General features: G+C 44.3%; 32 protein-coding genes and 1 other RNA gene. 22 read left to right on the top strand and 11 right to left on the bottom strand.

All coding sequences use genetic code 11. The features are described 5' to 3' along the window. Positions 1-8: 8 nt before the first annotated feature. Positions 9-1,256 carry a 2-oxoglutarate dehydrogenase complex dihydrolipoyllysine-residue succinyltransferase gene (gene odhB / locus HWY38_RS18010; RefSeq protein ID WP_003153764.1) on the top strand — a complete coding sequence of 416 codons (1,248 nt, stop codon included), beginning with the start codon at positions 9-11 and terminating at the stop codon, positions 1,254-1,256. A 73-nt stretch (positions 1,257-1,329) separates the two neighbouring features. After that, complete coding sequence (locus HWY38_RS18005; RefSeq protein WP_224182314.1) at positions 1,330-2,076, top strand: MBL fold metallo-hydrolase; 747 nt, start codon at positions 1,330-1,332, stop codon at positions 2,074-2,076. A gap of 32 nt (positions 2,077-2,108) precedes the next feature. On the opposite strand, the gene HWY38_RS18000 is transcribed toward HWY38_RS18005, so the two are convergent. Continuing rightward, entirely contained in the window at positions 2,109-3,080 is a 972-nt protein-coding gene (locus HWY38_RS18000) for a bile acid:sodium symporter family transporter (protein ID WP_224182313.1), read from the bottom strand. Between the two features lie 203 nt (positions 3,081-3,283). Here HWY38_RS18000 and HWY38_RS17995 point away from each other — a divergent pair, with 203 nt between their 5' ends. Beyond that, positions 3,284-4,621, top strand: coding sequence for a sodium-dependent transporter (locus tag HWY38_RS17995; RefSeq protein WP_007407975.1), 1,338 nt, complete (start codon positions 3,284-3,286; stop codon positions 4,619-4,621). 39 nt (positions 4,622-4,660) lie between these two features. Here the strand turns inward: HWY38_RS17995 and HWY38_RS17990 are convergent, their stop codons facing one another. From HWY38_RS17990 to HWY38_RS17980, 3 genes are all read right to left on the bottom strand, one after another. Continuing rightward, the gene (locus HWY38_RS17990) at positions 4,661-5,506 is read right to left on the bottom strand and encodes a superoxide dismutase (protein WP_007611962.1); all 846 of its coding nucleotides are present in this window, start codon (positions 5,504-5,506) and stop codon (positions 4,661-4,663) included. Further along, entirely contained in the window at positions 5,503-7,386 is a 1,884-nt protein-coding gene (locus HWY38_RS17985; RefSeq protein ID WP_224182312.1) for a prenyltransferase/squalene oxidase repeat-containing protein, read from the bottom strand. The genes HWY38_RS17990 and HWY38_RS17985 overlap by 4 nt, the downstream gene beginning before the upstream one ends. Positions 7,387-7,482: 96 nt before the next feature. After that, complete coding sequence (locus tag HWY38_RS17980; RefSeq protein WP_007611960.1) at positions 7,483-8,970, bottom strand: aldehyde dehydrogenase family protein; 1,488 nt, start codon at positions 8,968-8,970, stop codon at positions 7,483-7,485. Positions 8,971-9,153: 183 nt separating this feature from the next. On the opposite strand from HWY38_RS17980, the gene HWY38_RS17975 reads away from it, so the two are divergent. The 3 genes from HWY38_RS17975 to HWY38_RS17965 all read left to right on the top strand — a co-directional run bounded on the left by HWY38_RS17975 (position 9,154) and on the right by HWY38_RS17965 (position 10,201). Continuing rightward, positions 9,154-9,357, top strand: a complete 204-nt coding sequence (locus tag HWY38_RS17975) for a DUF6501 family protein (protein WP_044802223.1) — start codon at positions 9,154-9,156, stop codon at positions 9,355-9,357. 65 nt (positions 9,358-9,422) lie between these two features. Then, complete coding sequence (locus HWY38_RS17970) at positions 9,423-9,563, top strand: DUF4025 domain-containing protein (protein WP_003153781.1); 141 nt, start codon at positions 9,423-9,425, stop codon at positions 9,561-9,563. Between the two features lie 293 nt (positions 9,564-9,856). Next, positions 9,857-10,201: a PH domain-containing protein gene (locus tag HWY38_RS17965; RefSeq protein WP_003153783.1), complete on the top strand. Its 345-nt coding sequence runs from the start codon at positions 9,857-9,859 to the stop codon at positions 10,199-10,201. 44 nt (positions 10,202-10,245) lie between these two features. Here HWY38_RS17965 and HWY38_RS17960 read toward each other — a convergent pair whose 3' ends face one another. Continuing rightward, complete coding sequence (locus HWY38_RS17960) at positions 10,246-10,479, bottom strand: hypothetical protein (RefSeq protein ID WP_003153785.1); 234 nt, start codon at positions 10,477-10,479, stop codon at positions 10,246-10,248. Then, positions 10,476-10,748, bottom strand: coding sequence for a hypothetical protein (locus tag HWY38_RS17955; protein ID WP_003153786.1), 273 nt, complete (start codon positions 10,746-10,748; stop codon positions 10,476-10,478). Before HWY38_RS17955 ends, HWY38_RS17960 begins: the two co-directional genes overlap by 4 nt. Positions 10,749-10,818: 70 nt before the next feature. Here HWY38_RS17955 and HWY38_RS17950 point away from each other — a divergent pair, with 70 nt between their 5' ends. After that, positions 10,819-11,301, top strand: a complete 483-nt coding sequence (locus HWY38_RS17950) for an Hsp20/alpha crystallin family protein (RefSeq protein ID WP_003153787.1) — start codon at positions 10,819-10,821, stop codon at positions 11,299-11,301. Here HWY38_RS17950 and HWY38_RS17945 read toward each other — a convergent pair. Next, positions 11,288-11,521, bottom strand: a complete 234-nt coding sequence (locus tag HWY38_RS17945) for a hypothetical protein (protein ID WP_014418113.1) — start codon at positions 11,519-11,521, stop codon at positions 11,288-11,290. The genes HWY38_RS17950 and HWY38_RS17945 overlap by 14 nt on opposite strands. Before the next feature lie 93 nt (positions 11,522-11,614). On the opposite strand from HWY38_RS17945, the gene gerPC reads away from it, so the two are divergent. The 7 genes from gerPC (at position 11,615) to HWY38_RS17910 (ending at position 17,287) form a co-directional block, all read left to right on the top strand. After that, positions 11,615-11,995: a spore germination protein GerPC gene (gene gerPC, locus HWY38_RS17940; protein ID WP_224182311.1), complete on the top strand. Its 381-nt coding sequence runs from the start codon at positions 11,615-11,617 to the stop codon at positions 11,993-11,995. A gap of 83 nt (positions 11,996-12,078) precedes the next feature. Next, positions 12,079-12,570 carry a TraR/DksA family transcriptional regulator gene (locus HWY38_RS17935; protein WP_003153790.1) on the top strand — a complete coding sequence of 164 codons (492 nt, stop codon included), beginning with the start codon at positions 12,079-12,081 and terminating at the stop codon, positions 12,568-12,570. 144 nt (positions 12,571-12,714) lie between these two features. Next, the gene (locus tag HWY38_RS17930) at positions 12,715-13,341 is read left to right on the top strand and encodes an FMN-dependent NADH-azoreductase (protein WP_003153791.1); all 627 of its coding nucleotides are present in this window, start codon (positions 12,715-12,717) and stop codon (positions 13,339-13,341) included. A 215-nt stretch (positions 13,342-13,556) separates the two neighbouring features. Then, a non-coding RNA gene (gene ssrS / locus HWY38_RS17925) (6S RNA) lies at positions 13,557-13,742 on the top strand. Between the two features lie 107 nt (positions 13,743-13,849). Then, complete coding sequence (gene recQ / locus HWY38_RS17920) at positions 13,850-15,628, top strand: DNA helicase RecQ (protein ID WP_224182310.1); 1,779 nt, start codon at positions 13,850-13,852, stop codon at positions 15,626-15,628. A gap of 234 nt (positions 15,629-15,862) precedes the next feature. Beyond that, the gene (locus tag HWY38_RS17915; protein WP_007407985.1) at positions 15,863-16,732 is read left to right on the top strand and encodes a 3D domain-containing protein; all 870 of its coding nucleotides are present in this window, start codon (positions 15,863-15,865) and stop codon (positions 16,730-16,732) included. 162 nt (positions 16,733-16,894) lie between these two features. Continuing rightward, a complete protein-coding gene (locus HWY38_RS17910; protein WP_224182309.1) occupies positions 16,895-17,287 on the top strand; it encodes a hypothetical protein in 393 nt (130 codons plus the stop codon). 31 nt (positions 17,288-17,318) lie between these two features. Here the strand turns inward: HWY38_RS17910 and HWY38_RS17905 are convergent, their stop codons facing one another. Then, on the bottom strand, positions 17,319-18,296 hold the full coding sequence (locus HWY38_RS17905) for a S66 peptidase family protein (RefSeq protein ID WP_224182308.1): 978 nt from the start codon (positions 18,294-18,296) through the stop codon (positions 17,319-17,321). 64 nt (positions 18,297-18,360) lie between these two features. Further along, positions 18,361-18,864, bottom strand: coding sequence for an N-acetyltransferase (locus tag HWY38_RS17900; protein ID WP_014305189.1), 504 nt, complete (start codon positions 18,862-18,864; stop codon positions 18,361-18,363). A gap of 188 nt (positions 18,865-19,052) precedes the next feature. Between HWY38_RS17900 and HWY38_RS17895 the strand changes: the two genes are divergently transcribed. Both HWY38_RS17895 and HWY38_RS17890 read left to right on the top strand, forming a co-directional pair. After that, positions 19,053-19,835 carry a VLRF1 family aeRF1-type release factor gene (locus HWY38_RS17895; protein WP_224182307.1) on the top strand — a complete coding sequence of 261 codons (783 nt, stop codon included), beginning with the start codon at positions 19,053-19,055 and terminating at the stop codon, positions 19,833-19,835. A 144-nt stretch (positions 19,836-19,979) separates the two neighbouring features. Beyond that, complete coding sequence (locus tag HWY38_RS17890; RefSeq protein WP_003153801.1) at positions 19,980-20,516, top strand: DUF420 domain-containing protein; 537 nt, start codon at positions 19,980-19,982, stop codon at positions 20,514-20,516. A gap of 67 nt (positions 20,517-20,583) precedes the next feature. On the opposite strand, the gene HWY38_RS17885 is transcribed toward HWY38_RS17890, so the two are convergent. After that, the gene (locus tag HWY38_RS17885) at positions 20,584-21,249 is read right to left on the bottom strand and encodes a lysozyme family protein (protein ID WP_224182306.1); all 666 of its coding nucleotides are present in this window, start codon (positions 21,247-21,249) and stop codon (positions 20,584-20,586) included. Between the two features lie 191 nt (positions 21,250-21,440). Between HWY38_RS17885 and czrA the strand changes: the two genes are divergently transcribed. Beyond that, complete coding sequence (gene czrA / locus HWY38_RS17880) at positions 21,441-21,773, top strand: Zn(II)-responsive metalloregulatory transcriptional repressor CzrA (protein ID WP_007407993.1); 333 nt, start codon at positions 21,441-21,443, stop codon at positions 21,771-21,773. A 28-nt stretch (positions 21,774-21,801) separates the two neighbouring features. Here the strand turns inward: czrA and HWY38_RS17875 are convergent, their stop codons facing one another. Beyond that, positions 21,802-22,323 carry a hypothetical protein gene (locus HWY38_RS17875; RefSeq protein ID WP_032866232.1) on the bottom strand — a complete coding sequence of 174 codons (522 nt, stop codon included), beginning with the start codon at positions 22,321-22,323 and terminating at the stop codon, positions 21,802-21,804. Between the two features lie 225 nt (positions 22,324-22,548). On the opposite strand from HWY38_RS17875, the gene HWY38_RS17870 reads away from it, so the two are divergent. From HWY38_RS17870 to HWY38_RS17850, 5 genes are all read left to right on the top strand, one after another. Continuing rightward, positions 22,549-23,268 (top strand): MBL fold metallo-hydrolase, encoded by a 720-nt coding sequence (locus HWY38_RS17870; protein ID WP_032873441.1) that lies wholly within the window; start codon positions 22,549-22,551, stop codon positions 23,266-23,268. After that, entirely contained in the window at positions 23,268-23,834 is a 567-nt protein-coding gene (locus HWY38_RS17865; RefSeq protein WP_224182305.1) for a TetR/AcrR family transcriptional regulator, read from the top strand. Before HWY38_RS17870 ends, HWY38_RS17865 begins: the two co-directional genes overlap by 1 nt. Positions 23,835-23,885: 51 nt before the next feature. Beyond that, positions 23,886-24,596: an AraC family transcriptional regulator gene (locus HWY38_RS17860; RefSeq protein WP_224182304.1), complete on the top strand. Its 711-nt coding sequence runs from the start codon at positions 23,886-23,888 to the stop codon at positions 24,594-24,596. 68 nt (positions 24,597-24,664) lie between these two features. Then, positions 24,665-24,997 (top strand): chaperone CsaA, encoded by a 333-nt coding sequence (gene csaA, locus HWY38_RS17855; protein WP_224182303.1) that lies wholly within the window; start codon positions 24,665-24,667, stop codon positions 24,995-24,997. Positions 24,998-25,326: 329 nt separating this feature from the next. Further along, the coding region (locus tag HWY38_RS17850) for a T7SS effector LXG polymorphic toxin (protein ID WP_263433386.1) at positions 25,327-25,853 on the top strand (527 nt) is incomplete at its 3' end.

The following is a 25,853-nucleotide window of genomic DNA, read 5'->3' as shown; positions in this document are numbered from 1 at the left end:
ATGAAAAAATGGCGGAAATTAAGGTACCTGAATTAGCAGAATCAATCTCAGAAGGAACGATAGCCCAATGGTTAAAGCAGCCCGGTGATTATGTAGAACAGGGTGAGTACTTGCTTGAACTGGAGACGGACAAAGTAAATGTTGAATTGACAGCAGAAGAATCGGGTGTTCTAAAAGAGGTATTGAAAGATTCGGGTGATACCGTCCAAGTAGGAGAAATTATCGGTACCATTACAGAAGGCGCTGGCGAAAGTTCTGCACCCGCCCCTTCAGAAAGTGCTCCAGCCAATGAACAAACGAAAGAGGAAGCAAAAGCTGAACCTGCTGCACAAGAAGTCAGCCAGGAAGCACAATCAGAAGCGAAATCCAGAACGGTAGCGTCTCCGGCTGCACGCAAGCTGGCAAGGGAAAAAGGAATTGATCTATCACAAATTCCGACGGGAGACCCGCTCGGCCGCGTGCGCAAACAAGATGTGGAAGCTTATGAAAAACCGGCTTCAAAACCTGCGGCACAGCCGAAACAGCAGGCTCAAAAAACACAGCAAAGCTTTGACAAACCTGTCGAAGTGCAAAAAATGTCCCGCCGCAGACAGACGATCGCGAAACGATTGGTTGAAGTGCAGCAGACTTCTGCGATGCTGACTACATTTAACGAAGTTGACATGACGGCCGTTATGAATCTAAGAAAACGCCGCAAAGACCAATTCCTTGAGCAAAACGATGTAAAACTCGGTTTCATGTCGTTCTTTACAAAAGCCGTCGTCGCTGCATTGAAAAAATTCCCGCTCCTTAACGCTGAAATTCAAGGCGATGAGCTGATCGTGAAAAAATTCTATGACATCGGTATCGCTGTCGCGGCTGAAGAAGGGCTTGTCGTCCCAGTCGTGCGTGACGCTGACCGCCTGACGTTTGCCGGCATTGAAAGAGAGATCGGCGAACTTGCGAAAAAAGCGCGAAACAATAAATTAACCTTAGGTGAGCTGCAAGGAGGCTCCTTCACGATCACAAACGGAGGTACATTCGGATCGCTTATGTCCACACCGATCCTAAACAGCCCTCAGGTTGGGATCTTAGGTATGCACAAAATTCAGCTGCGCCCAGTAGCGATTGATGCGGAGCGCTCTGAAAACCGTCCGATGATGTACATCGCTTTATCATATGATCACAGAATTGTAGATGGTAAAGAAGCGGTCGGATTCCTCGTCACCATTAAAAACCTGCTTGAAGATCCGGAACAGCTGTTGCTGGAAGGATAATTTGAGACAGACAAAAAGTACACTGCCCTTACAAGCAGTGTACTTTTTTTATTGAGAGAAGGGGAGAATTTATATGAAAAGCTGTTATCCGCTTGAGATCGAATTTGAATATAATGAAGAATTGCATTCTATCACTCCGGTTCTTCTGCAAGACGAACATGACACGATATTAATAGACTGCGGATATCCCGGTTTTACAAACCATCTTCAACATGCTGCTGCCCGGCATGGAATGTCGCTTCATTCATTGACAAAAATCATTGTAACGCATCACGACATAGACCATATCGGCTCACTCGCTGCATTATACCGTTTGCATCCGGATGTCAGCGTGACAGTACATGAGCGTGAAGCGCCGTATATTGACGGCTCTAAAAAATCTTTACGGCTTGAGCAGGCTGAATCAACGTTTTGTTCATTGCCGGAGGATGCAAAGCCTTATGCAAAACAGTTCATCCGCTCGCTTCAATCAGTCGAATCGGCTCCAGTTCACCGGACAGTTACTGACGGCGATCTGCTGCCTTGGTGCGGAGGCATTCGCGTTGTAGCCACGCCGGGTCATACACCCGGCCATATCAGTCTTTATCTGCCTGCCGAAAAAACAATGGTCACAGGTGATGCGGTCGTCATTGAAGACGGAAAGCTGAACCTTGCTAATCCCGGCTATACGTTACATATGGATGATGCGGTCCGTTCTGTGCAGCGGCTGCTCGATTACGATATCCGCCAATTGATTTGTTATCATGGAGGTTTATTTCAGGGGGATGTAAAAAAAGCGCTTTTGCGCCTGTTTCGTGATCTGCAGAATAAACAAGGATAGGAGCGGCAGCAGCCTATCCTATCCTTGTTCAGTTATGAAAACGGAATCTTTGCCGTTTCTTTTTCTTCGGCGCTGTTTTTCTCTTTTTTCTTAGACCAGTAGGTTGCAAGAACAGACCCCGACAGATTGTGCCATATGCTGAAAATTGCGCTCGGCACGGCTGACAAAGGGGAGAAATGCGCTGTCGCAAGCGCTGCACCCAGTCCGGAGTTTTGCATTCCGACTTCGATCGCAATCGCTTTTTGTGAAGCATAATCCATTTTGAACAGCTTTGCAGTCAGGAATCCTAACAAATATCCGATTCCGTTATGTAAGATGACGACAGACACAATCAGCAGTCCTGATTGAAGCAGATGCTCACGATTTACGCTGACGACAGAGGATACAATCGCTACGATGCCGATTACCGACACGAGAGGAAGCGCGTGCACGGCTTGTCCGACCTGTTTTTTGAAGAACAGCTTCACAATCACCCCGAGGACGATCGGCAAAAGCACGGCTTGCATTATGGAAACAAACAGTGAACCGAAAGAAACGGGGAGCCACTCTTTCGCAAACAGCATAATAAGTGCCGGCGTTACAATAGGAGCAAGCAATGTTGAGATCGTGGTGACCGCAACAGAAAGCGCCGTATTGCCTTTCGCCAAAAACGTCATGACGTTTGATGCCGTACCGCCCGGACAGCATCCGACCAGAATGACGCCCGCGGCGATTTCTGCGGGGAGGCGGAGCCCGATTGATAAACAGAAAGCCGTAAGCGGCATAATCGTAAACTGGCAAGCGACTCCGATCACGACATGCCAAGGCTTTCTGATTAATTCTTTAAAATCGTCTGCTTGAAGAGTAAGCCCCATCCCAAACATAATAATACCAAGGAAAATCGTCATATAAGAACTGATCCAAGAAAACAAATCAGGGTAGGCGAATCCTAAACCGGCAAAGACGATAACCCACAAGCCAAAGGTTTGTCCCGCAAACCTGCTTATTTTTTTCAGCCATTCCATAAACACAGCTCCTTTTACATTCAATCAATCAGTCAGAAAATATGACTGACTTTTCTGTATTCCATTATAAATAATTTTCTGAATAATTCAATATTAAATATAAGTTTTCAATAAAATTATTATGTAAACTAACATCTTCTTGACTATTCAGACATATATTCTTACAATTGATTTTTATACTGAAATGAATTGGGAGTGCTGAAGTGAAAGAAGCTAATCAATGGTCATCTAAGCTGGGATTTATTTTAGCTACGGCCGGCTCTGCAATCGGGCTCGGCGCAATATGGAAGTTCCCTTACGTAGCGGGAACCAGCGGAGGCGGCGCTTTTCTGCTTGTTTTTATTTTATTTACTGTTTTAATCGGACTGCCGCTTTTACTTGCTGAATTTATTATCGGCAGAAAAACACAAAAAAACGCCGTTGAATCCTATAAGGCGCTCGCGCCGGGGAAAAAGTGGCATTGGATCGGATATCTCGGAATCATTACGTGTTTTATTCTATTATCCTTCTACAGCGTAGTGGGGGGATGGATATTAATCTACATTATAAAAGGCTTTACAGGCGGCTTATCGCTTTCTTCGGGATTTGATACGTTATTTATCGATACCATTTCAAATCCTTATGCAGCCGTTTTCGGCCAGCTGCTGTTTATCGTGCTGACGATTTTAGTTGTGGCAAAAGGGGTGAGCAGCGGAATCGAAAAGGTAAGCCAGGTGCTGATGCCGGCTCTGTTTATTCTGTTTATTCTCTTAATGATCCGCTCCGTTACGCTGCATGATGCAGCAAAAGGATTAAAATTCTTTTTTATGCCTGATTTTGGCGCGATGGATGCCAATACCATTTTATATGCGATGGGACAATCATTTTTCTCGTTAAGCGTCGGAGTGTCCGTAATGGTTACATACAGCGCATATTTAGAAAAAGAAGAAAATATTGTTCAATCCGCCGTATCGGTGACGGTATTAAATGTCCTTGTTGCCGTAATGGCGGGAGTGGCGATTTTTCCGGCGGTGTTTGCATTCGGCCTCAAGCCGGATCAAGGCCCGCAGCTTTTATTTAACGTGCTGCCGACCGTCTTTAACCAAATGCCGTTGGGCATCGTTTTTTTACTCGCCTTTTTGCTGCTGTTTTTATTTGCGACACTGACATCCGCTTTTTCAATGCTTGAAATTTTAGTTGCTGTTTTGTCAAAAGGCGATTCGGCAAAACGGAAGCGGTATGCATGGATCGGGGGACTTGCTATATTTATTGTCGGGGTCCCTTCGGCGCTGTCGTACGGAATTTTGAGTGATGTTTCTATTTTTCACCGCAGTATTTTTGACGCTGCGGATTTTCTGGTCAGCAATGTCTTAATGCCGCTGGGCGCGCTATTAATTGCCGTTTTCGTACCGCTGAAAATTCCGAAACAGATGCTGTTTGACGAACTGAAAAGCGGTTCCGGTATAAAACGAAAATGGTTTGCAGTCTGGCTCCTATTAATCCGTTATGTGGCTCCTGTAGCCATTATTATCGTTTTTCTGCACGTGCTTGGTATTTTTTAAGCCAAAAGAAGCAGGCCCCCGTTCAAGACGGGGGCTTTTTTAATAAAGCGGCCATATCACGCGGTGCGCTTGTTCGAACCGTTTCTCCGCCTCCCGCCAATCAACGACATTCCACCATTGATCCACGTAAGCCGCGCGGTCGTTTTTATATTGTAAATAATAAGCGTGTTCCCACACATCCAGCGGAAGCAAAGGAATGACGTCCCACTGGCTGTAGAGCTGATGCTTCTCAGCGGCCAAAATCTCCAGCCGCCCGGCGCGCGGCGCCCAGACTAGGATAGCCCAGCCGACTCCTTCGACTTTTTTCGCCGCTTGAGAAAATTGCTCTTTAAAAGCGGAATAGCTTCCGAATGACACATCAATCATTTGAAAGAGCGCACCCGTCGGCCGTCTTTTTCCGTTTGGATTCATCGAAAACCAGAAAATACTGTGCAAATAATGGCCCGCGCCGTGAAACGCCAATTGCCGCTCCCAATGTGCCACTAAGTCGTACTGTTTCGTCTGTCTCGCTTTTTTGAGCTCCAGTTCAGCTTTATTCAGACCGTCAACATAGCTCTGATGGTGTTTGGTATGGTGGAGTTTCATAATCTCTCTTGAAATATACGGTTCCAGTGCGGAATAACTGTAAGGCAGTTTAGGGAGGACATGCTTGCCGATCGGCACATAAGCTCTGCGCTCATCCGGCTCTTCGGGTTCAGTAATGTCCCGGTAAAGTGCCGATGCCTGTTCGTACCATTCCGCCTCCGTTAATCCATCATCCTGAAGGGTGTGAAAAATTCGGTCGATTTGTGCCGCGAAGCGATCGAACCGACCTTGCTGAATGACTTGTTCCTTCAAGGTTTCACACCAATTCAGCATCTCGGTTTGATAAGCGTGCCGTTTCATTTTTCTTCCTCCTTTTCACTCACTTTCATAAAAGTGCTGAGCGCAAGCAAAGAAAACACATACGGGTAGCTGTGATACCTGATGTAAAACTGCTTCGGCAGGCCGATTCCGGTCGGATAGCTGAAAGCGGCGCCTTCGTAATGCCGGTTTTCAATAAGAAAAGATATGCCTTTTGTGACGGCTTGATGATGAGTTTTTTCGTATTGCAGCAAAGCTTCGGCCGCCCAAGCCGTCTGTACAAGCGTCCCGTAAGAAAGCGGAACATAGGTTTTCTCTTCTGCGCTTTTACAGGATTCCCCCCAGCTTCCGTCCTCGTTTTGAATGGACTTCAGCCAGCGGATCGCTTTTTTCACGGCCGGGTGGTTTTGGCTCACGCCGCAAGCCTTCATCCCTGTCAGCGCCGCCCATGTGCCGTAAATATAGCAGACACCCCATCTGCCGTACCACGATCCGTCCTCTTCTTGATGGCGGATCAGCCATTGGACGGCTTTTTCAATCTGAGGGTGATTAGAAGAAAGCCCCGCTTCTCCTAAACAGTGCAGCACCCGTCCGGTTAAGTCGCTTGTTGAAGGATCGATGGCAGCTTCCTCAGCCGATTCCAGCGGCAGCAGGCGGACCAGCGGATGATTGACATTTTTCTCAAAAGCAGAGAAGCCGCCGTCACTGTTTTGCATGGACAAAAGCCAGCTCAGTCCGCGTTCCCATGAGGCGGGATAAAGTTTTCGCGGAATAGCTTTGAGCACTGCGGCTGTGTCATCACAATCAGGATTATTTGTATTAATGTTTGAAAAACCCCATCCTCCCGGTTCAGCATGCGGGTTGTGAACGGCCCAATCAGCGACTTTCGTCTGCTGCCGTTCACGCAGAAACCGGGCGGCGCTGGTTATCATCTGATCGTTATCTGAGATGCCGCTTTTCATAAGCGCATAGTTGAGAAGCGCCGTATCCCAAACGGTCGACGTTGAATTTTCCAGGTACGGTATATTGCCGCAAGACGTGAGCAAAGCTTTCGTGCCGGCAAGTGCTTTTCTGATAACGGGGGAGTGGCGCGATACACCGAGAGCGAGCAGGCCGTACACCATAAAAATAGTGGCGCTCGCATAGCTGTATAATGTGCCGTCTTCTTCAATCCGGTCAAGCATATACGTTTTGGCCGTACGCAGACCGAGCTGGTGAAAAGCTGCAGGAATCTGCAAAAGCCGCTTCCAATGCGCGAAAAGAGAAGAGAGGTCTCTGTTCTCATCCTGATCGGAACGAAGCCATGTAAACGGATTTTTAGTCATATGCCGATCTAAATGCGCGAGAGACGGAACATTGGGATTTTTCAGCGAAAATCTTTTGTTAAGCGTCACGGCCATCGGTACAAAATGAATACGGGCGTATGTACTGAACTGGTAAAAATGCAGCGGGAAGGATGGGGGAATGACTAAGAAAGATAATGGCAGATGCAGCGCGGGCCATGGATAAAGGCCGTTTGCCGCAAGCATCCACTTTGTCATGAAGTGTACGTTGCGCAAGCCGCCATTTGAGATGATAAAGCGTTCGGCCTGAATCATATGCGCCTCAGAACGGCTATATAAACCGGAAGCCAGCAAGCCGGCATAGCCCTGTACAGTGGCGGTCACATTTCCTTTCCGGTCATCAGGATAGTTGGCAAAAGTTCCGTCCGGGCGCTGTTTAGCGCGAATGCCTTCTGCAAGCTCAGCGATCAGTTCTTTATCATTGTCTCCAAGAGAAGTGAGAAGGAGGATCAGAAAGGCGTTTGTCAAAATCGGTCCTTCAAAACAAAATGACCATGAGCCGTCCGCATTTTGCGTTTCTCTTAATAGGGAGATGGTTTTCTTTTGGCAGCTTCTGACGTTTTCATGAATTGTGCTCACACTCGCTCAACTCCTTCAGAAGCATATATATTCATATGTAAAAGGCGGCATGACAAAAGAAAGAAACTGCTGATAGGCAGCAGTTTCTTGTTTGATTTAATCTTCCAGATTGATCCAGACACTTTTCACTTCTGTATAATTATTCAGCGCGTAAGAGCCCATTTCCCGCCCAAGGCCGGATTGCTTATAGCCGCCGAAAGGAGATGCAGCATCGAAAACATTGTAGCAGTTGACCCAAATAGTGCCGGCTTGGAGACGGTCAGCAATGTAATGGGCGTTTTTCACATTCTCAGTCCAAAGTCCGGCTGCAAGGCCGTATTCCGAGCGGTTCGCCCGCTCAATGACTTCATCTACCGTATCATACGGAATGGCGGCTAAAACAGGGCCGAAAATTTCTTCTTTTGCGATGGTCATGCTGTCATCCACATCCGCAAATACAGTCGGGGAGACAAAATACCCTTCTTCAAACGGGCAGCTGCCGCCCGCGACAGCTTTGGCTCCTTCCGCTTTTCCTTTTTCAATATATGAAAGCACGCGCTCATGCTGTTCTTGACTGACGAGCGGGCCGATTTGTGTATCTTGGTGAAGGCCGGCGCCTTGCTGAAGCGATTTCGCATATGAAACCATTTCGCTGACGACCTCATCATATTTGTCTTTGTGAATGAAGACACGGGAGCCTGCGCAGCATACCTGCCCCTGATTAAACATGACCCCGTTTAAAGCGCCGGGAATGGCTTTCTTTAAATTGGCGTCAGGCAAAATGATATTAGGTGACTTTCCGCCAAGCTCCAGTGTCACGCGTTTAATTTTTTTTGCGGCTTTTTCCATGATTTTTTTGCCGATTTCTGTAGAACCGGTAAAAGCGAGTTTATCGACATCGTCATGGTTGGTCAGCGCTTCCCCGGCCGTCTCGCCGAACCCTGGGACAATATTGATGACGCCGTCAGGGAAGCCCGCCTGATCTATTAATTCCGCTAAATAGAGGGCGGTCAGCGGTGTCTGTTCCGCCGGTTTCAAAACGATTGTGCAGCCTGTGGCAAGGGCGGCGCCCATTTTCCACATCGCCATAAGGAGCGGGAAGTTCCAAGGGATGATCTGCCCCACGACGCCGACAGGCTCATGGCGGGTGTAATTAAAATATGAGCCGGCGACCGGAATTGTTTGTCCGGTTATCTTTGTAGACCATCCGGCATAATAACGCATATGCTCAATTGCGAGCGGGATATCCCCATTTGTTGTTTCATTAATCGGTTTTCCGTTATCAAGTGTTTCAAGCTGCGCGAGTTCCGTTTTGTGCTCTTCCATTAAATCGGCAAGCTTATACATCAGCCTGCTTCTGGAAGCGGCCGGCATAGTGCGCCATTCGCCGTGATCAAAGGCTTTGCGTGCCGCTTTCACTGCACTGTCAATGTCTTCTGACTGTGCCTCGTAAAGCGTCATCAGCGTTTCCCCTGTTGCCGGATTCGGTGTGACAAATGTTGATCCTGAAGCGCTCGGAACAAATTTTCCGTCAATATAAAGTTTCTTCGTACCCTGTAAAAATGTTTCCAGCCTTTTTGTGATCTGCATCGTTAAAGAACTCATTCGTAACAAACCTCCCGAAATTTTTTTATGGTCTGTTTTGAGCATCTTGATGTCCGCGCGAAGTAAGCGCATACAGTCATTTTATAATAACACCTCCGGTAAAATCAATCGATAACCGTTATTGCAATTCACAAGAAAAAACGGCTACAATAAGCTTATCGATTAAGAAAAGGAGTTTTATAAATGATTCATAATAATTGGCAGACAAAAGAAAGCGCCAAAAAGGTCAAATGCGTACATACAGATGCGAAAAAATACATTGTCAAAAATGTGCTGACGCCGGGTAAAGAGTATGAAGTCAAAAATGAAACAGAAGAATTCATTTTTGTTGTAGACAATACAAACAAAGTCGGAGGCTTCTACAAAGAGTATTTTGAAGAAGTTTAAAGCTGAATGAATTTATTTTGCCTGAGCCATACTAAAAAAGACTACATATAAAGGGTGGCTGCAAAATGAAAAAAACAGAGCAAGACAAACAAAATAAAACATCAGATCAGCTTCAGCAAGTGCAACCTGAAGAAGGCACCGACACGACGATGGAACAAATTTCAGATACCTATAAAGAAGGAACAATTGAAGATACGGATCGTTGATGTTTTGTTAAAACCGCGGCATTGAAGAAGCCGCGGTTTTTTATGGCGAAAATAAAAAACTGACTTTTCGAAAAAAATACCGTTTTCTTGAAACCTTTTCTTTCGCTGAACCGTACTACTTCATAACAGCGGCACCTTTCGCGAAGGGCTTTTTTGATGAACGTTCTAAAAATGTAATCTGTTCGTAATGGTTTAAATGCCGTCTATGTCGTATTCTTATATAGGGATAAAGAACTTATTTTTTTATGATTGTAATAAAACAATAGTATAGAAGCAGAAAGTGGGGTTCTTCATTGGGAATTTTTTCTGTCAGCAGATCAACCGACACAAAAAAGCTGGAGGCTTTGCTCGTTGAGGGAGAACGGATCGAAACAATTTATAAACTGCGGGTTGACCAAATATGCTTTACGAATAAACGAGTGATTTTCTTTGATAATAAAATGTTCTCCAAAAAGAAAGTGCGCGTATTTCTTCCATATAAAACAATTGAAAGCTTCGCCATTCAAGAAGCGGGGATGTTTGATCCCGATACCGGGCTTGTATTAATGACAAGGGGAAAAACTTTCGAATTGGAATTTGCAAAAGAAACGGACTTGACTGAGGTTCAAGCCATCTTAACAAAATACTTATGCAGTTAAATATCACATAAAAGCCATCCGAATGCATGCGGATGGCCTTTTTATTATATAATGCTTGTTTTTCCGGAGTTCGAATCAATGAGATCCGGATCAGCAATAGAACTGATGGGGATATAAATCGGCGCCAAATCACCATTTTCTTCACCGAATCCGTAGTTGATCTTATTGGATAAAAAATAATCGATTTGCTGATACGGGCCGATCGTAATGGAAGAACCGCGGTCGACTGCATTTACTTTAAAGCCTCCTACATTTACCAAAACCGGCGAAAACATCATAATGGGCCTCCTTTTCCGGCAGGAATTTTATCGCATGCAGACTCAAAGGTAGATGGAGAATCAATTTGATCCCGGTCATCCACTTTGCCGTTCGTGCCGATGAAGCCGCTTGCATCTCCGAAGTTCTGTCCGTATCCCTGATTCTTTTTATCAGAATTCTGCCATTCCGCCAGTAAATTTTGTCCGACATTCACCGCTGAAGCATTTTCAAAGGAATTAATTTTCAACATGAAAATATTAATATTGATATATGGAGTTGGTTGAACCACAGGCAAACCTCCTTTAATACAGGTGTATGCCGGCTGTTATGACCGTATGCTTAGATAGGGGGCGATAAAAATGGATTTCGATAAGATGAAGCAGTGGATGGAAATGGCGCAAAACATGTCCGGCGGCGACTTTTGGAAAAACGTTTTTGATGATGAACAACTGAAATCATTTCAAAACGGCCATTCTCATTTTCCCTTTCAACAGGGAGATGGGCAAATGAGAAGAAATGAGGATGCTTTTCCTCTTATAGATATTGTGGAAACCCATGATGAGCTCCAATTTTTGCTGTATCTGCCCGGCTACCGGAAACAAGATGTTCAGCTGCTGTCCTACGGAGAATATATCGTCGTAAAAGGCACGAGAAAATCCTTTTTTAATGAACAGGATTTTAAACAGAAGACCGGAAAATACGGCGATTTTGAAAAAAAACTCGACCTTCCGCATTCTGCTCAGGGAACGAAGGGAATGCAGGCGGTATTCAAAGACGGGATTTTATATATATCGATTGCTAAACATCTGGGGGATGCAAGCCAGATCATTATCGAAGGCTGATCTTGTTTGCTGTGCCGTCTATCAGATCTGAATCATCGATACTCATGATAGGGATGACGACAACGGTGCAATCACCGTTTTGTTCACCGTACCCTTCATTTCTTTTATTGGCTGCTGTGTTTCTCACCATAACGGAAGAGCCGGTGTTAAAAGCTGCTCCGCCGCTGATTCCGTTCATTTTTATATACTCAAAGTTGATAACGGATGGAAAAAACATCATGATTCGCCTCCTTTTTGTATATCATGTTTATATATTCGCAATGCGGGACGCATAGAACTTTCCAAAAGTGACGGGGAAAGAAGTGATTTTCTTTTGAAAAAAATAATGAAAGAGATTTTCAAAAAAGTGTGTGAAGAAGAATTAGGCCGGCTTAAGAAAGTGGAACAACAGCTTGATGAGCTTCAGGATAAGTGTCATTTTGAGCCGCAAACGGTTGAAGGGGAAAAAACATATGTCCATATTGAGCACGTCAAAGTGGACAAGGTTGAATACAATATTGATTTTGAAAAGCTGAGTATAGAAGAGCTGAGCGGTATGCTGAATATCGGCGCCACTTACCATACACCGGCGCACAGGCTTAAACAAGCCTGCGCTGAAGAATTTGGGGACAACCGGCAAAATGATGCTGCGAAAGAAAAAAGACAGACAAAGCAGCAGACACCCAATGTCACCATCAGGGGGAGAAAGCATTGACCTCCATTGTTTCATCCTCCTTTTTCGAGGGTATGTATTAACAGATGCAGCGAAGAATACAGACGAAAAAGGAGATGATGAATATGTCATTATCAAAAGAACAGCAGGACAGCCTTTATCATAAATTAATCGATTTAAAGGAAAGTCTTCAGGGAGAATCAAAAGAAAATCATTCAATGAGCGAAGACACAGGAGAACTGTCGAACGGAGTAGATAATCACTTAGCTGATCACGGAAGCATTTATTTGGACAGGGTCACGAATCAGACGCTGGACGGTGTCGATCAGAATCTTTTAGATGAGGTGAATGCCGCGCTTGAACGAATGGATAAAGGAACATACGGGATTTGCGAGAAAACGGGAAAAGAAATTCCTTATGAAAGACTTGAAGCCGTGCCGTACGCCAGAATGACCGTCGAAGCGCAGCGAGAAACAGAAGGGGATGTGAAAACAGACGCTCCATCATATGAAAGGGAATTTCACGAGCAGGTGAAAGACCTCTCAAATAAAGAAACCGTTGATCAAAAAAGCTCACAAACTTACGAAATCCTGGATCGCGAGCAGGATTCACAATAATAGCAGCAGGTACATTCATATGTACCTGTTTTTTTATTCCATAAAAAATCTCAGAATCGAAATAAAATCATTGACTTTATATAAAAAAGAAAGTAACATACTATTTGTAAGTAAATATTAAAAGATTACCGGGAGGAATTTAGAATGTCTCAAGTATTATTTGTAAAATCAAGTGATCGTACGGCTGAAGAAGGCGTATCCGTAAAATTATACGAAGCGTTTCTGGCTGCTTATAAAGAAAACAATCCGAATGATGAAGTGATCGAACTTGATCTTCATAAAGAAAACCTTCCTTACCTCGGAAGAGATATGATTAACGGAACATTCAAAGCTTCAAAAGGAATTGAAATGACAGACGAAGAGAAAAAACAAGCGTCAACTGCTGACATTTACTTAAATCAATTCGTCAAAGCTGACAAAGTCGTGTTTGCATTCCCGCTTTGGAACTTCACAGTGCCTGCTGTGCTTCATACTTATGTTGATTACCTCTCTCGCGCAGGAGTTACTTTCACATACACGCCTGAAGGCCCTAAAGGTCTGATGGGAGATAAAAAAGTAGCGCTCTTAAACGCACGCGGCGGCGTATATTCTGAAGGACCGATGGCATCTCTTGAAATGTCATTAAACTTCATGAAAACCGTTCTCGGTTTCTGGGGTGTCCAAGATCTTCACACTGTTGTCGTTGAAGGCCATAATGCTGCACCGGATAACGCTCAAGCGATCATTGAAAAAGGACTGCAAGAAGCGAAAGATCTGGCTGCAAAATTCTAATTTCCATTAACTCTTGCGCCCCTACAGGGTGTGAGAGTTTTTTCTATTATAGAAGAAACTGGCGGCAACTTTCGATCTGATCTTATATTGATATATTGATATTTTGTCGAAAAAACAATTTTTATGTAGAATAAAGCATTTTTCACAAAGAAAAAAGGTTTTCTGTAAAAGAATTAACCCTCTTGCCAAAATACGACTGATGGTGTAGGATATAAGAGAAGCTACATTGTTCGTATTGTTAATTAAGTTTTAACCTTTAAGCTGTAATAGGGAGTTTTATATCGAAGCCGGAATGTCATGCCTCCATTGCAGAGGACGACAGGAACGCTTCTGCAAACACCCACTTTGAGGAGTGGTGGTTTAAAACTTTCTTACTTGCGTACGGCATACGTAGCGAAAGCCATTTCCCTTGCGGAGATGGCTTTTTATTTTGCATTGCCCTTGAGCAGCGTACTTTATCAGTATGATAAAATAAAAGAATCAAAGACAAAGTGAGGTTTTACAACATATGCTGGATAAAGCCCAATCCCTTCTGGCGCATTATTTTGGCTACGACAGTCTTCGCGCGGGCCAAAAGCAGGCGATACAATCAGTTACAGAGGAGAGAAAAAACACGGTCTGCATTATGCCGACGGGGGGCGGAAAATCAATCTGCTATCAGATTCCCGCACTGCTGTTTGAAGGAACCACAATCGTTATTTCCCCTCTTATTTCCTTAATGAAAGACCAAGTCGACGCGCTTGAAGAAGCGGGTATCGCGGCAGCTTATATTAACAGCACCCAGACAAGCCGTGACATTCATGAGCGCCTGACCGGTTTGAAACAAGGGGCTTACCGGCTCTTTTACATCACACCGGAGCGTTTGACTTCTTCTGAATTCATTCACATCCTGCAGAATATTACGGTTCCTCTTGTCGCCATTGACGAAGCTCACTGTATATCGCAATGGGGACATGATTTCAGGCCGAGTTACCGGAATATCGAAATCCTTTTTAATGAATTAAAAGAACCGCCCGTCATCATCGCATTAACGGCGACGGCTACGCCTGAGGTTCATGATGACATCTGCAAGCAGCTTCATATTAAGAAAGAACAAACTGTATATACCGGTTTTGCCAGAGAGAATTTAACGTTTAAAGTAGTAAAGGGCGAAAACAAAGACCGGTTTATCGAGCGGTATCTGGAAAAAAATAAACACGAAGCCGGCATTATATATACAGCGACAAGAAAAGAAACCGACCGTTTATATGAGAAATTAAAACGCAGCGGCATCAATGCCGGCCGTTATCACGGCGGATTGGCGGATGATGACAGAAAAGACCAGCAGGAGCGGTTTCTTAACGATCAGATACAAGTGATGGTAGCTACGTCCGCTTTCGGAATGGGAATCGATAAGAGCAACATCAGATTCGTTTTACACGCGCAGATTCCGAAAGATATGGAGAGCTATTACCAGGAAGCCGGGCGGGCCGGGCGCGATGGTCTTAACAGCGAGTGTGTACTCTTGTTTTCGCCGCAGGATATTATGGTGCAGCGTTTTTTAATAGACCAATCGGCCGCCGGAGAAGAAAAACAAAAGCAGGATCTCAAAAAACTGAGACAGATGGTGGATTACTGTCATACGGAAGATTGCCTGCAGCGGTTTATTCTGAAGTATTTCGGCGAGAATGAGGCGGCAGCTTGCGGAGCATGCGGCAATTGCACTGATACAAGGACCGCCCATGACGTCACAAAAGAAGCGCAGATGGTATTGTCATGTATTATCAGAATGAATGAGCGCTTCGGAAAAACGATGGTGGCGCAGGTGCTTAGCGGCTCAAAAAATAAAAAAGTGCTGGAAAACGGCTTCAGCAGCCTGTCCACTTACGGCATTATGAAGCATCAATCCGCAGCGGAAATCAGTGATTTTATCGAATTCCTTATTTCAGATGAATATATCAAAATGGCGGACGGCACATTTCCGACGCTTATGGTCACCCAAAAAGGCAGGGACGTTCTGCTTGGAAAAAGCGCAGTCGCGAGAAAAGAAGCCTTACAGGCCGCCGCCGTTACCGAAAATGATGAATTATTTGAGCTTCTCCGGCGTCTCCGCAAAGAGATTGCAGCTGAACAGGGTGTGCCTCCATTTGTCGTGTTCTCAGATCAGACGTTAAAAGAAATGTCGGCGAAACTTCCGAAAACGGATCAGGATCTTCTTTCCGTAAAAGGGGTCGGGGAACAAAAAAGATTGAAATACGGAGCGGTTTTTTTAGAAGAAATCCGAAATTATGTAAGAGAAACAGAGTGAAAAAAGTTTTTTTAGAAATTTGCACATTGTGTTTTTCATTGGCGCCGGAAAAATCAGAGGCTTGAAAACCCTTGCTGTATCAAGGTTTCAGCAAGACTTACCAAGCGAGAGAAATGTTTCATGTAAAGGAACTGTAATCTAATTCAAATCGTTTTGTTATTGAACTGACATTTTCATATGTTACGATATCACCTGTTAGCCGCCAATAAAAAGCTAACAAGGGAGGATTTACTTATGAAGAAGACGATTATGTCCTTTGTCGCAGTTGCAGCAATTTCAACAACTGCATTTGGAGCTCACGCTTCTGCTAAAGAAATCACGGTGCAAAAGGGTGACACGCTCTGGGGGATCTCGCAAAAAAACGGAGTGAACCTAAAGGACTTAAAAGAATGGAATCAGTTATCTTCTGATTTAATCATTGAAGGAGAGAAACTGACTATTTCTTCAGTAGAAACAACCACATCTGGGCAGTACACAGTGAAGCAGGGCGACAGCCTCTGGAAAATTGCTCAGAAATTCGGAACATCAGTCGGCAATCTGAAAAGCTTGAATAACTTGCAATCAGATATAATTTACGCAGGCACAACGTTAAATGTGAAAGGTCAGGCTCAGGCTGCACAGCCGGCTCAAGAAGCCAGCCAGCCGCAAACTGAACAAAAACCAGCTGCCGAGACAGAACAGCCTAAACAAGAAGCTGTCAAAAACGAGCAGCCTAAACAAGAACCTGTTCAAGAACAACAACCTAAACAAGAAGCGAAGGCTGTCGAAGCAAAACAGCAGCCTGTTCAATCAAATACAAACCAACAAGAGCCTAAAAAGCAGCTGACAATGACTGCAACTGCTTACTCTGCTAACGACGGCGGCATTTCCGGTGTAACGGCAACCGGTGTTGACTTAAACAAAAACCCTGATGCAAAAGTCATCGCGGTAGACCCTAGTGTCATTCCGCTTGGCTCTAAGGTTTATGTTGAAGGTTACGGAGTGGCAACAGCAGCAGATACAGGCGGCGCAATTAAAGGAAATAAAATTGACGTATTTGTTGCAAAGAAAAGTGACGCTAACAACTGGGGCGTCAGAACAGTAAATGTTAAAGTATTAGACTAGTTTCATATAGAGATGAAGAACACAAGGCGAAATGCTTTGTGTTCTTTTTTTCTTCCCTTTTTTGACTGTATATAATCGTTATATGCGGAAAAAGAAAAAGCGTTTCTCTAATATAATAAGGAACGGATGTGAAAACGGAATCTGAAGGGGTGTATGAAACTGATGGAGCCGGAATTTATATGTTTATGGAATGCCTTCACAGAATCACCGGTGTTTCAAGCAGGTATATGCACTGCTTTCGCCATTGTGCTCGTTATCGGACTGTCTATGCCTGCTGTCAGGCTGTTTCAGGCGCTTGACAGAGGGAGAGGAAGGCCAGCCGTTATTGAAAAGGTGAGACGTACTGGCGTGATGAAGAATGGCAAGTGCGAGCTTGTGCTTATTTTAAACGTAAAAAACCGAGACGGAACGCATGATAAACGTGAACTGACACACGCCGTATATAATGAAGAGATCAGCCGTTTTTATAAAGGAGCTTCCGTATGGGTGACGGCAGCGGCTGGCGGACGAATGATGATCGCTCCGCGCACGCCGCGGCATAAGGCGTCAAAATAAAAAGACGGGGCGGTTTTCCCGTCTTTATGTATTAATGCCGATCGATCCATATCCGTCCGCCATCTGAGCCGGCTTCTATCCTGCATGTTCCTCCGATCGGGAATGTCATCAAAGGGGAGGTATGGCCGAAATCAGCATTTGCGATAACAGGCATGGATGACAGTTCTTCTTTTGTACGGATGACGGCACAGAGAGCCTCCTCAGACACATTTGAAGCATGCTGGAAACGTCCGATGACAATTCCCTTCACGGCTGAAAAAGCGGGAAGATGGATGAGTGACTGCAAATCCCGGTCAAACATATGAATGTCCGACATATGATCATCTTCTATAAACAGAATCACTTGTTCCATCTCTGGAAAGTATTCGGTGCCCTGCAGAAGATTCAGCGTGCATAGATTTCCTCCGATCAGTGTTCCTTCCGCATATCCGGGTTGAATAACGAGCGGTCCCGGATTCCGATAAAAACGTCTGTCCTCCTGGTTCAAATACCATTTATCATCACTCCACTCGGATGAAGGCTTTACCTCATACGGGTTGTCAGAAGCACAGCAGGCCAAGAAAGAGTTAATTGTATAGTCCAGCCCTTTTTTCATGGCAAATGAAGAAAAATGGGGACCGGAATATGTAATAAGGCCGGTTTTTTGATATATGGCATGGCCGAGAGCGGTAATATCTGAATAGCCGCAAAGGATTTTCGGATGCCGCTTGATGTTTTCATAATCAAGATAGCGGAGCAGCTGATTTGATTGGAACCCGCCGAGTGTCGTCAAAATCGCTTTGATGTCAGGATCAGCGAAAGCCTCGTGCAGATCCCGTACACGCGATTCAATGGATGATGAATCAAATTCATTTATTTCTTTCGCATTCTCTGAAAAAGAGACACAAAAGCCCAGCTCCTCCAATTTTGTCTTCGCGGCATTTATATTTTCATCTGACATAACGGACATGCTTGTGGCTGGAGACACAATACGAATGCCGTCACCTTTTTTCAATTTTTCCGGATACAAAAAAAACCCTCCTTAAATGGTTTAATCTATTACACCATATAAAAGAGGGTTTATCTATCATTTTTTACAGGTCGACCCATTTAATGCCGCCTGATTGCGTATCATTGTCAATCCAGACATCAAATTGATGTTTTTCATAAAAATGAACGAGTCTGTCGACATGATCCCAATCACGCTTAGCGATGTCGCCCGTCACTTTCGGGATATTCTGCTCTCTGGCAATATGTTTTAAAAATTTCATGCAGATCGAGCCGTAGCCGTGGTTCGGCGGGCCTTTAATGTCCCCGATATGAATGGCATTGTCATAATAAGAGGCGATCAGTGAAAAACACCCTCTTCCCCGGTAGGCTGACTCACAGTCAGTCAGCATAATCTTACATGTTTGGCCATCATCAATCGAGGAAACAATGATCCAATCGTCATTGTTCGATTGATCAATACCAAGCACTCGCGCGTCTTTTGATACATCTATCAGATTTTCCCGCATTCTGAAAATCTGAAATTCAAGTTTATGAAGCTCTTTTTCCAGCTCTTTCTGATCTCTTTCTTCTGCAGTAAACAAAATCATACTCCTTTCACAGCGTAAAAGTCTTAGTCAAACACAAGTATCCATTGTAGTAAATGATGTCTTGGTTTGTAAATAGGTTTTGCAAAAACTTTTTTAGAAAAGTCTGCCGTTTATATGTGGATTAACGTTTTTAAGGCGGTGCGGATAGGGAAAGGAACAGTGAGCAGCGGAAAAAGGAGGAATCTATAATGGCAATTGACTCACTCATCGGCAAATTGAAGTACGTAATGACGGAATCTCCTGATAAAATGCTTTCCTTATATGTAAATACGGATATGAGAAATCCGGATCAGCAGGGGGGAGAGTGGAAAATCGCCTTGAAAACCGGTTTTCGGAGATTAAAAGAGTATCTGTCTGCCAGTGATCCGGAAGAAGAAAAATCTCTCGTCCGCATCATGGAACGTGTCTATCAATATATCGATGGGCTTGGTAAAGAGATGCCGCGCAGTCTCGTGTTTTTTGCATCGGGAGAAGGCGGTATCTGGGAGACGATTGAATTGCAGGTGCCTGTCGAAACACGATTTTATTGGGAAGAAACGGCTGTCCTTGATCAATTAGAACTTCTCCGTGAACAATTTCCGAGCACGGCTTTTATTCTCACCCAGCAGAATGAAGTGAAGATCATAGAAACCGTACTCGGAAAAATTGAAGGGGTGGAGCATTATCAATACGACGTCATCAATGAATCGTGGAAACCGCAGGATGTAAGCGGAAACTCCGCATCGATGGACGAGGACGCCGCCAAAGCCCACGTCGAAGAAAACCAAAACAGGCTGTATAAACGATTAGCTTCGAACCTTGATCAGAAGGCCGCTTCACACCAATGGGAGCGTCTCGTAATCGCAGGGGACAAAGAAACAGCCGATATTCTCGATCAGCACATGAATAAACCGATTGATCGGATCATTCCAAAAAATCTGTTGAATGAAAACGAACATAAGGTGATAGAAGAACTGTTGAAGGAAGCATAATATGACGAAAGGCCGGGTCTCAAACACCCGGTCTTTTTAGGGCTTAAGTTTGTCTAATTTCTGACGAAGCGGACGAAACCGTTGACATCAAAGCTGAATTCTCATACCATTTGGATAGTCAGTAAAATTGAGAGAGGTCATAAGATGAATCAGACAGAAAACAAACCTAAAAGTTATACCGGTATCGTGCTGACATTGACCGTTTTGATCAACGGGTTAATTGCGGTGCTGTTTTTTATGCCGAAATCGGGACAGGTCAGCATTGCCAATATTCATATTCTGCCGATGTTAAATGCTATTTTTAACAGCTTTACTTTTATCTTTTTGCTGGCAGCGCTCTTTATGATTAAGCAAAAAAATATTCAAGCGCATAAACGCTTTATTTTGGCGGCGTTTACGACGACTCTGCTGTTTTTGATCTGCTATGTCGTGTACCACTCGATAGCTGAGAATACTTTATTCGGCGGCCACGGCATCATTCGGGGGATTTATTTCTTTATTTTAATTACGCACATCTGTCTTTCCGCCGTTATCGTGCCGCTTGCGCTGTTTACGCTGATCAGAGGATTCAGCATGCAAGTGGAGCGCCACAAAAAAATCGCGAGATGGACGATGCCGCTCTGGCTGTATGTCAGTCTGACGGGTGTCATTGTATACTTAATGATCTCGCCGTATTATTAAAAAAAGCCGTGCTCCGCGCGGCTTTTTTTCTGTTGATTGAAAAAAGGCGCCTCATACAGGGCGCCTTTTACTCTTCAAGCGTTTCAAGTGTTGTTACATTTAAGGATTGTTCAACGGTTTTTGTTTTTGCTTTTACTTTTTCTGCGTACGTGTAATCACCATAGCAGTAGGGATAACGGAAATTGTCTTTGTTCCCTCCGCAAGTGTAAAGTTTCGGATTCTTTTTGACCTGCTGCTCGGAGTATTGTTTTGCCAGTTCCTCAGTATGTGATCCTCCATGTTCAGCCACAAAATCAATATAGCCGGCTCCCATGTTGTAGCTTTGTATAATCGTATCCAAGTCTACGCCTTTTTTCTTGCCTGTTTGGTACATGAGAGTGAATTGTTTGATTCCCTGTTTGATACTGGTTTGAGGGTTTTTAATCTCATTTCGCTTTAAACCCAGAGATTCTGAAGACTGCATGGGATCATTTCCTCTTCCTTTTGACTCCTGATATATCATGCCGAGTACAAGCGATGTATATTTGGTGAGTCCTTTATCATCCAGCTCGTCTTCAACAAGCGGTTTGTAATCTGTCAGCCGTTCAAGCACGATCGGCTTGACATCAAACGGAAGACTTTTGAGCCATTCATTATTTGAAAATAACAGAATGAGGAAGAAGGAAACCATGACAAAAACACATATCATCATAAGACCCGCGGCAGCGAAACAGCCTTTTTTCTTTTTCTCCACTGTGTTTCACCCTCAATTTCAGGAGCATTATGACTTTTTCATTATGACACAGATGAATGCGCGAAACCAAGCGGAAACCCGTATTTGAAACATAAATTTAAAATAACGGTTCTTTTGTCAGGCACAGGATGTATCTGCATCAATTGACATTTGGTATAATTGGGCTACTTGAGAAAAGAAGGGTGAGGTATATGACTGAATTTCACGAATCCGGAAACACAAATGACCCCGCTGTCGATTTAGATGAGGAAACTTTATTTTTGGTTGCCCAGACTTTTAAGGCGCTGTCTGATCCGACCAGAATCAGAATTCTCCATTTGCTGTCACAGGGTGAGCACGCGGTAAATGATATCGCAGAAAAGCTGAATTTGCTGCAGTCTACCGTTTCTCATCAGCTGCGTTTTCTTAAAAATCTGCGCCTCGTCAAATCACGCAGAGAAGGAACATCCATCTATTATTCTCCTGAGGATGAACATGTGTTAGATGTGCTTCAGCAAATGATTCACCATACGCGGCACGATTAAAAACATCCCTGCTTTTGAGACAGGGATGTCAGCCGTACTGACTGTTATTGGTTTGGTCTCTGCTCGTTTTTAAAACATAAAAAGAGAAGCCGCTGTAATACACTGCGATGAAATAAAAGATACTGATGGTCAGCGGATCGGCCCCGACCGTTTGGCTGTATGCTTCCGGATGGGTAAAGTCCGCTGTGACCCGGTAAATTTCAATAACGCGATAAACAAATCTCGATAGGAATAACGTTAATAGAATAAGTTCAATCCACAGGTGAGTGCGAAAATATATTTTTCCGCGGCGTTCTTCAAAAGAAATGTTCCGTTTAGCAAACAGGACCAGAAGCCAGCCGCAAAAAGTGCCGAATATAAGATGGCCGTATAAAGCCGGGTGTGTGATGCTGAAAAACGCCAGAGCTGCGGCCAGCAATGAAAACAAAATCATTCTTGTATAAAGCCAGCGGGGTTTCAAAGGCTGAAAGCCGACGGACCGTTTCACCTTTTTATACAGAAAAAAGGCAATCATTAAGACAGGGCAGATGCTTTGAAGTGTGATATGCATGGTGTGGAACTCCCCCTCCGTTGAGTAGTGTATGCTTATCCGGCTGGTTTTAGTAGTCTGATTTATTCGCAGGCTGAAAGCATCTTTTATCACATTATGCACGTTTCTTTTTTTGGCATAAGAGAATCGCCCGCGCCTTTTTCAGGATTTAAACAGAAAACTCTTGAAAAACTAACGCTGTTAGTTATAATTAAACTAACACTATTAGTTTTTAGGAGGATGTTGATGAGAATCTTACAATACGGAAGTGTTTGGCAGCTGACTTTTTTTCCAGCGCTTTTCCCGGTGAATTGTTATTTGGTTGAAGAAGAAGAAGGAGTAACCCTGATTGACGCCGGACTGCCTAACAGTCATAAAGGAATCAAACAAGCATTGCGGCAGCTTGGGAAGCCGCTGAATGACATATTACTCACCCACGCGCACGGGGATCACATCGGTTCGCTTGACTCATTAGCTGCGGAATTTCCGGATGCTTCCGTCTGTATTTCTGAGCGGGATTCTTTCTTGCTGAAAGGTGACACTTCATTATTTGAGCATGAAGCACAAACGCCGATAAAGGGGGGAGTGCCGAAAAATGTTCAGACCGAACCTGATCGCCTGCTGAAAGGCGGCGAGCGGATCGGATCTTTACTTGTCATTCCCGCTCCCGGTCATACGCCGGGAAGCCTCGCTTTTAAAGATATGAGAAATGATATGCTGATCGTCGGAGATGCCTTTCAAGTACGGGGCGGCCTTGCTGTTTCAGGGAAGCTGAAATGGAAATTTCCGTTTCCGGCTTTTGCTACGTGGAATAAAGAAGAAGCTGTAAAAACAGCAAGAACGCTTATCGCTCATCAACCAAGCAGTCTGGCCGCCGGACATGGAAATGTTCTCTGCAATCCCGTTGAAATGATGGCTGAGGCTGCTGAGGAAGCCGAACGAAGCCTGCCGGGAGGCCGATCATAATGTCACCGAGAGTCGGAATGAGCCTTGACATGATATTGAGAGCCGCAGCAGGCATCGCTGACGAAAAAGGGCTGAATGAAGTGACGCTTGCGGCTGTTGCAAAGTCCTTAAACGTAAAACCGCCTTCCCTTTACAATTTTGTCAATGGCCTTCAAGGAATTAAAACAGAGCTGGCTGTCTCCGGTTTAACTATGTTATATGAAAGAATGGCGGCCTCTGCAGAAGGACTGACGGGCGAAACGGCTTTGCTCAGTCTTGCCGATGCCTATATCAATTTCGCCGAAGCCAATCCAGGATTATATGACGCAACATTTCAAAAGATAAAAGACGGACGGATTGAGAATCTGTCAAGCCTGCTTGTAGAGCTTGTTGTCAGGCAGCTGACAGCTAACGGTTATGCACAGTCTGACACTGCGATTCATGGTGCGAGAGGACTGAGGAGCCTTCTTCACGGATTTGCCGTGTTGAGAAAACAGAGTGCATTTGAATTAACCGAATCAATTAAGGAAAGCCGGAAGTTTGCAGTTGTTGCTTTCCTAAGAGGTTTGCAGAAGAGGAGACAATAATATTATTATGTAAACTAATTAAAAGACGCATCATGTAAAAAGGAGGGACAAATGGATTCATTACAACATATCATTTGTGAGCGGCGCACCTATTCACATATTTTTGATTCTCATGCACACACATACTGCCAAATGCTCTTTCCGCTCGAAGGACAGCTGGACCTGGAGACAGAAAGACGTAAAATCAGATTAAAACCTGATCAAATGCTGTACATTCCGCCCGGGCATGAACATCGGTTCCGTTCTTTGGAGCGAAATGAATGTCTCGTTCTCGACATACCGGCATATTTTTTCAAAGGTTCCTTTGACCCCGGCGTTCTGAATAAGCTTGATCCTTTTTGGACATCGATTCGGTTTCTGCTGACAGAAGAGACAAAGCAGCAGTCGGCTCATTCATTGAGTCTGCTTGCAGAATATATTGCTGAAAAGATACAAGAAAACCGTACGAATAATTCAATTGCGTATATCCGCCGAAATCTATCAAAGGCTTTTACAATTAAAGAGCTTGCCGCAATGGAACATTACCACCCGGCGTATTATTCCGACTGGTTTAAAAAGCAGACGGGGAAAAGCCCGCAAGCTTATATTGCTGAGCTCCGTATGAAGAAAGCGGAACAAATGCTTATTGAAACAAAATGCCGGCTGACAGACATCAGCCAGGAGGTCGGCTTTCAAAATTTGTCTTCCTTTACCAGATGGTTTGTCAGACATAAGGGAATAACGCCGCGCGTCTTCCGAAACACCTTTCAATCTGATAAATAATTCTGAAAATCGGTTAAATAAACTGCTTCTTTTTTTGGTATCATGATTGTAAAAAAGGAGTTTTTGATATGGCAGTCATCGAAGATTTTGTTAAGCTTGATCTCAGAATAGGAACGGTCGTAAAAGCGGAAGTATTCCCGGAAGCAAAGGTGCCGGCTATTAAGATGACAATAGATTTCGGCGAAGAGATCGGCATAAAACAATCAAGCGCCCAGATTACAAAACGGTACGAACCGGGTGATCTGACGGGCAGACAGGTTACCGCTATTGTCAACTTTCCGCCGCGGCGGATCGCCGGATTTAAGTCAGAAGTTCTCGTTCTCGGCGGCATCCCGGAAAAAGGAGACGTTGTCCTGCTTACGCCAGAGCAGACAGTACCGAACGGAACGAAAATCGGATAATAAAAAAAGACGTTTGCAGAAGCAAACGTCTTTTGCGTATTGAGGCGATACACCACACGCCACATTCGTGTGTGCCGCAAGGGCATGTGCATCGGCTTACACAATTCAGCTCATCGCTATATCAATATAGCATGGGGGGTGCGGAAATGCAAGAGATTTTTTAATATATGTTATATCTGGCTTTGTTTTGCCGATCCCCGATCTTTCGTGTAAGGTTTCATTTGAAATTTTATGATCTTGAATAAAGCAGTTCGACAAATGCAAGAGATTCATCTAACCTTATATCCCGTGGTAAAATTTAGGGAGAAAGAAGCGGAAAGGAGACGTAAATGAAAGTATTTGAAGCAGCCTCGTTCATTTCAGCCGCAGAAAAGCGGGCAAAACAATACGACCAGATTAGAGAACAATTTATCAATCTCAGAAAAGCGTTTCAGGGAATGGCTGACTTAGACGACAGTGAGTTTTCAGGCAAAGGCGCAGACAACATTAAAGCATTCTTTCAAGATCACGCCGGTGTCACAGACAGCTGGCTTGATCTGATCGATATGAAAATTGCTTTTCTTAACAGTATTTCTGGAAAAGTAGCTGATGCCGGATTGGCCGATTCGTTTGTGGAAGAGTCCTTTTTAGAACATGAGCTGATTCATGCGAAGAATAAATCAAAAGCCATCATGCAGGAGCAGCGCAATGAAATGAAAGGTATCCTTGATGAAATCAGCGATATCATTCATCTTGATGTTTTCTCCACAGAAGATGTCGATCAAAAGCTGGATTCAGCAGACAAAAAACGGGATAAGACCATACATAAACTCGGAAAGCTTGATCACGATCTAACGAAAGAATACGCAGAAACCGA

The organism is Bacillus sp. KS1, assembly GCF_020075515.1.
Classification (GTDB): domain Bacteria; phylum Bacillota; class Bacilli; order Bacillales; family Bacillaceae; genus Bacillus; species Bacillus velezensis.
Note: the sequence above shows the minus strand (reverse complement) of the source record. Positions and strands in the feature narration are given on the sequence as shown.

Coding starts and splice junctions, on each gene's coding strand:
- HWY38_RS17870 (WP_032873441.1), top strand. CDS start 22,549: ATGAGAATCTTACAATACGGAAGTGTTTGGCAGCTGACTTTTTTTCCA.
- HWY38_RS17865 (WP_224182305.1), top strand. CDS start 23,268: ATGTCACCGAGAGTCGGAATGAGCCTTGACATGATATTGAGAGCCGCA.
- odhB (WP_003153764.1), top strand. CDS start 9: ATGGCGGAAATTAAGGTACCTGAATTAGCAGAATCAATCTCAGAAGGA.
- HWY38_RS17970 (WP_003153781.1), top strand. CDS start 9,423: ATGAAAAAAACAGAGCAAGACAAACAAAATAAAACATCAGATCAGCTT.
- HWY38_RS17930 (WP_003153791.1), top strand. CDS start 12,715: ATGTCTCAAGTATTATTTGTAAAATCAAGTGATCGTACGGCTGAAGAA.
- HWY38_RS17980 (WP_007611960.1), bottom strand. CDS start 8,970: ATGAGTTCTTTAACGATGCAGATCACAAAAAGGCTGGAAACATTTTTA.
- HWY38_RS17860 (WP_224182304.1), top strand. CDS start 23,886: ATGGATTCATTACAACATATCATTTGTGAGCGGCGCACCTATTCACAT.
- HWY38_RS17935 (WP_003153790.1), top strand. CDS start 12,079: ATGTCATTATCAAAAGAACAGCAGGACAGCCTTTATCATAAATTAATC.
- HWY38_RS17890 (WP_003153801.1), top strand. CDS start 19,980: ATGAATCAGACAGAAAACAAACCTAAAAGTTATACCGGTATCGTGCTG.
- csaA (WP_224182303.1), top strand. CDS start 24,665: ATGGCAGTCATCGAAGATTTTGTTAAGCTTGATCTCAGAATAGGAACG.
- HWY38_RS17875 (WP_032866232.1), bottom strand. CDS start 22,323: ATGCATATCACACTTCAAAGCATCTGCCCTGTCTTAATGATTGCCTTT.
- HWY38_RS17950 (WP_003153787.1), top strand. CDS start 10,819: ATGGATTTCGATAAGATGAAGCAGTGGATGGAAATGGCGCAAAACATG.
- HWY38_RS17945 (WP_014418113.1), bottom strand. CDS start 11,521: ATGATGTTTTTTCCATCCGTTATCAACTTTGAGTATATAAAAATGAAC.
- HWY38_RS17975 (WP_044802223.1), top strand. CDS start 9,154: ATGATTCATAATAATTGGCAGACAAAAGAAAGCGCCAAAAAGGTCAAA.
- HWY38_RS17910 (WP_224182309.1), top strand. CDS start 16,895: ATGGAGCCGGAATTTATATGTTTATGGAATGCCTTCACAGAATCACCG.
- HWY38_RS18005 (WP_224182314.1), top strand. CDS start 1,330: ATGAAAAGCTGTTATCCGCTTGAGATCGAATTTGAATATAATGAAGAA.
- HWY38_RS17915 (WP_007407985.1), top strand. CDS start 15,863: ATGAAGAAGACGATTATGTCCTTTGTCGCAGTTGCAGCAATTTCAACA.
- HWY38_RS17895 (WP_224182307.1), top strand. CDS start 19,053: ATGGCAATTGACTCACTCATCGGCAAATTGAAGTACGTAATGACGGAA.
- HWY38_RS17990 (WP_007611962.1), bottom strand. CDS start 5,506: ATGAAACGGCACGCTTATCAAACCGAGATGCTGAATTGGTGTGAAACC.
- recQ (WP_224182310.1), top strand. CDS start 13,850: ATGCTGGATAAAGCCCAATCCCTTCTGGCGCATTATTTTGGCTACGAC.
- HWY38_RS17960 (WP_003153785.1), bottom strand. CDS start 10,479: ATGATGTTTTCGCCGGTTTTGGTAAATGTAGGAGGCTTTAAAGTAAAT.
- HWY38_RS17900 (WP_014305189.1), bottom strand. CDS start 18,864: ATGATTTTGTTTACTGCAGAAGAAAGAGATCAGAAAGAGCTGGAAAAA.
- czrA (WP_007407993.1), top strand. CDS start 21,441: ATGACTGAATTTCACGAATCCGGAAACACAAATGACCCCGCTGTCGAT.
- HWY38_RS18000 (WP_224182313.1), bottom strand. CDS start 3,080: ATGGAATGGCTGAAAAAAATAAGCAGGTTTGCGGGACAAACCTTTGGC.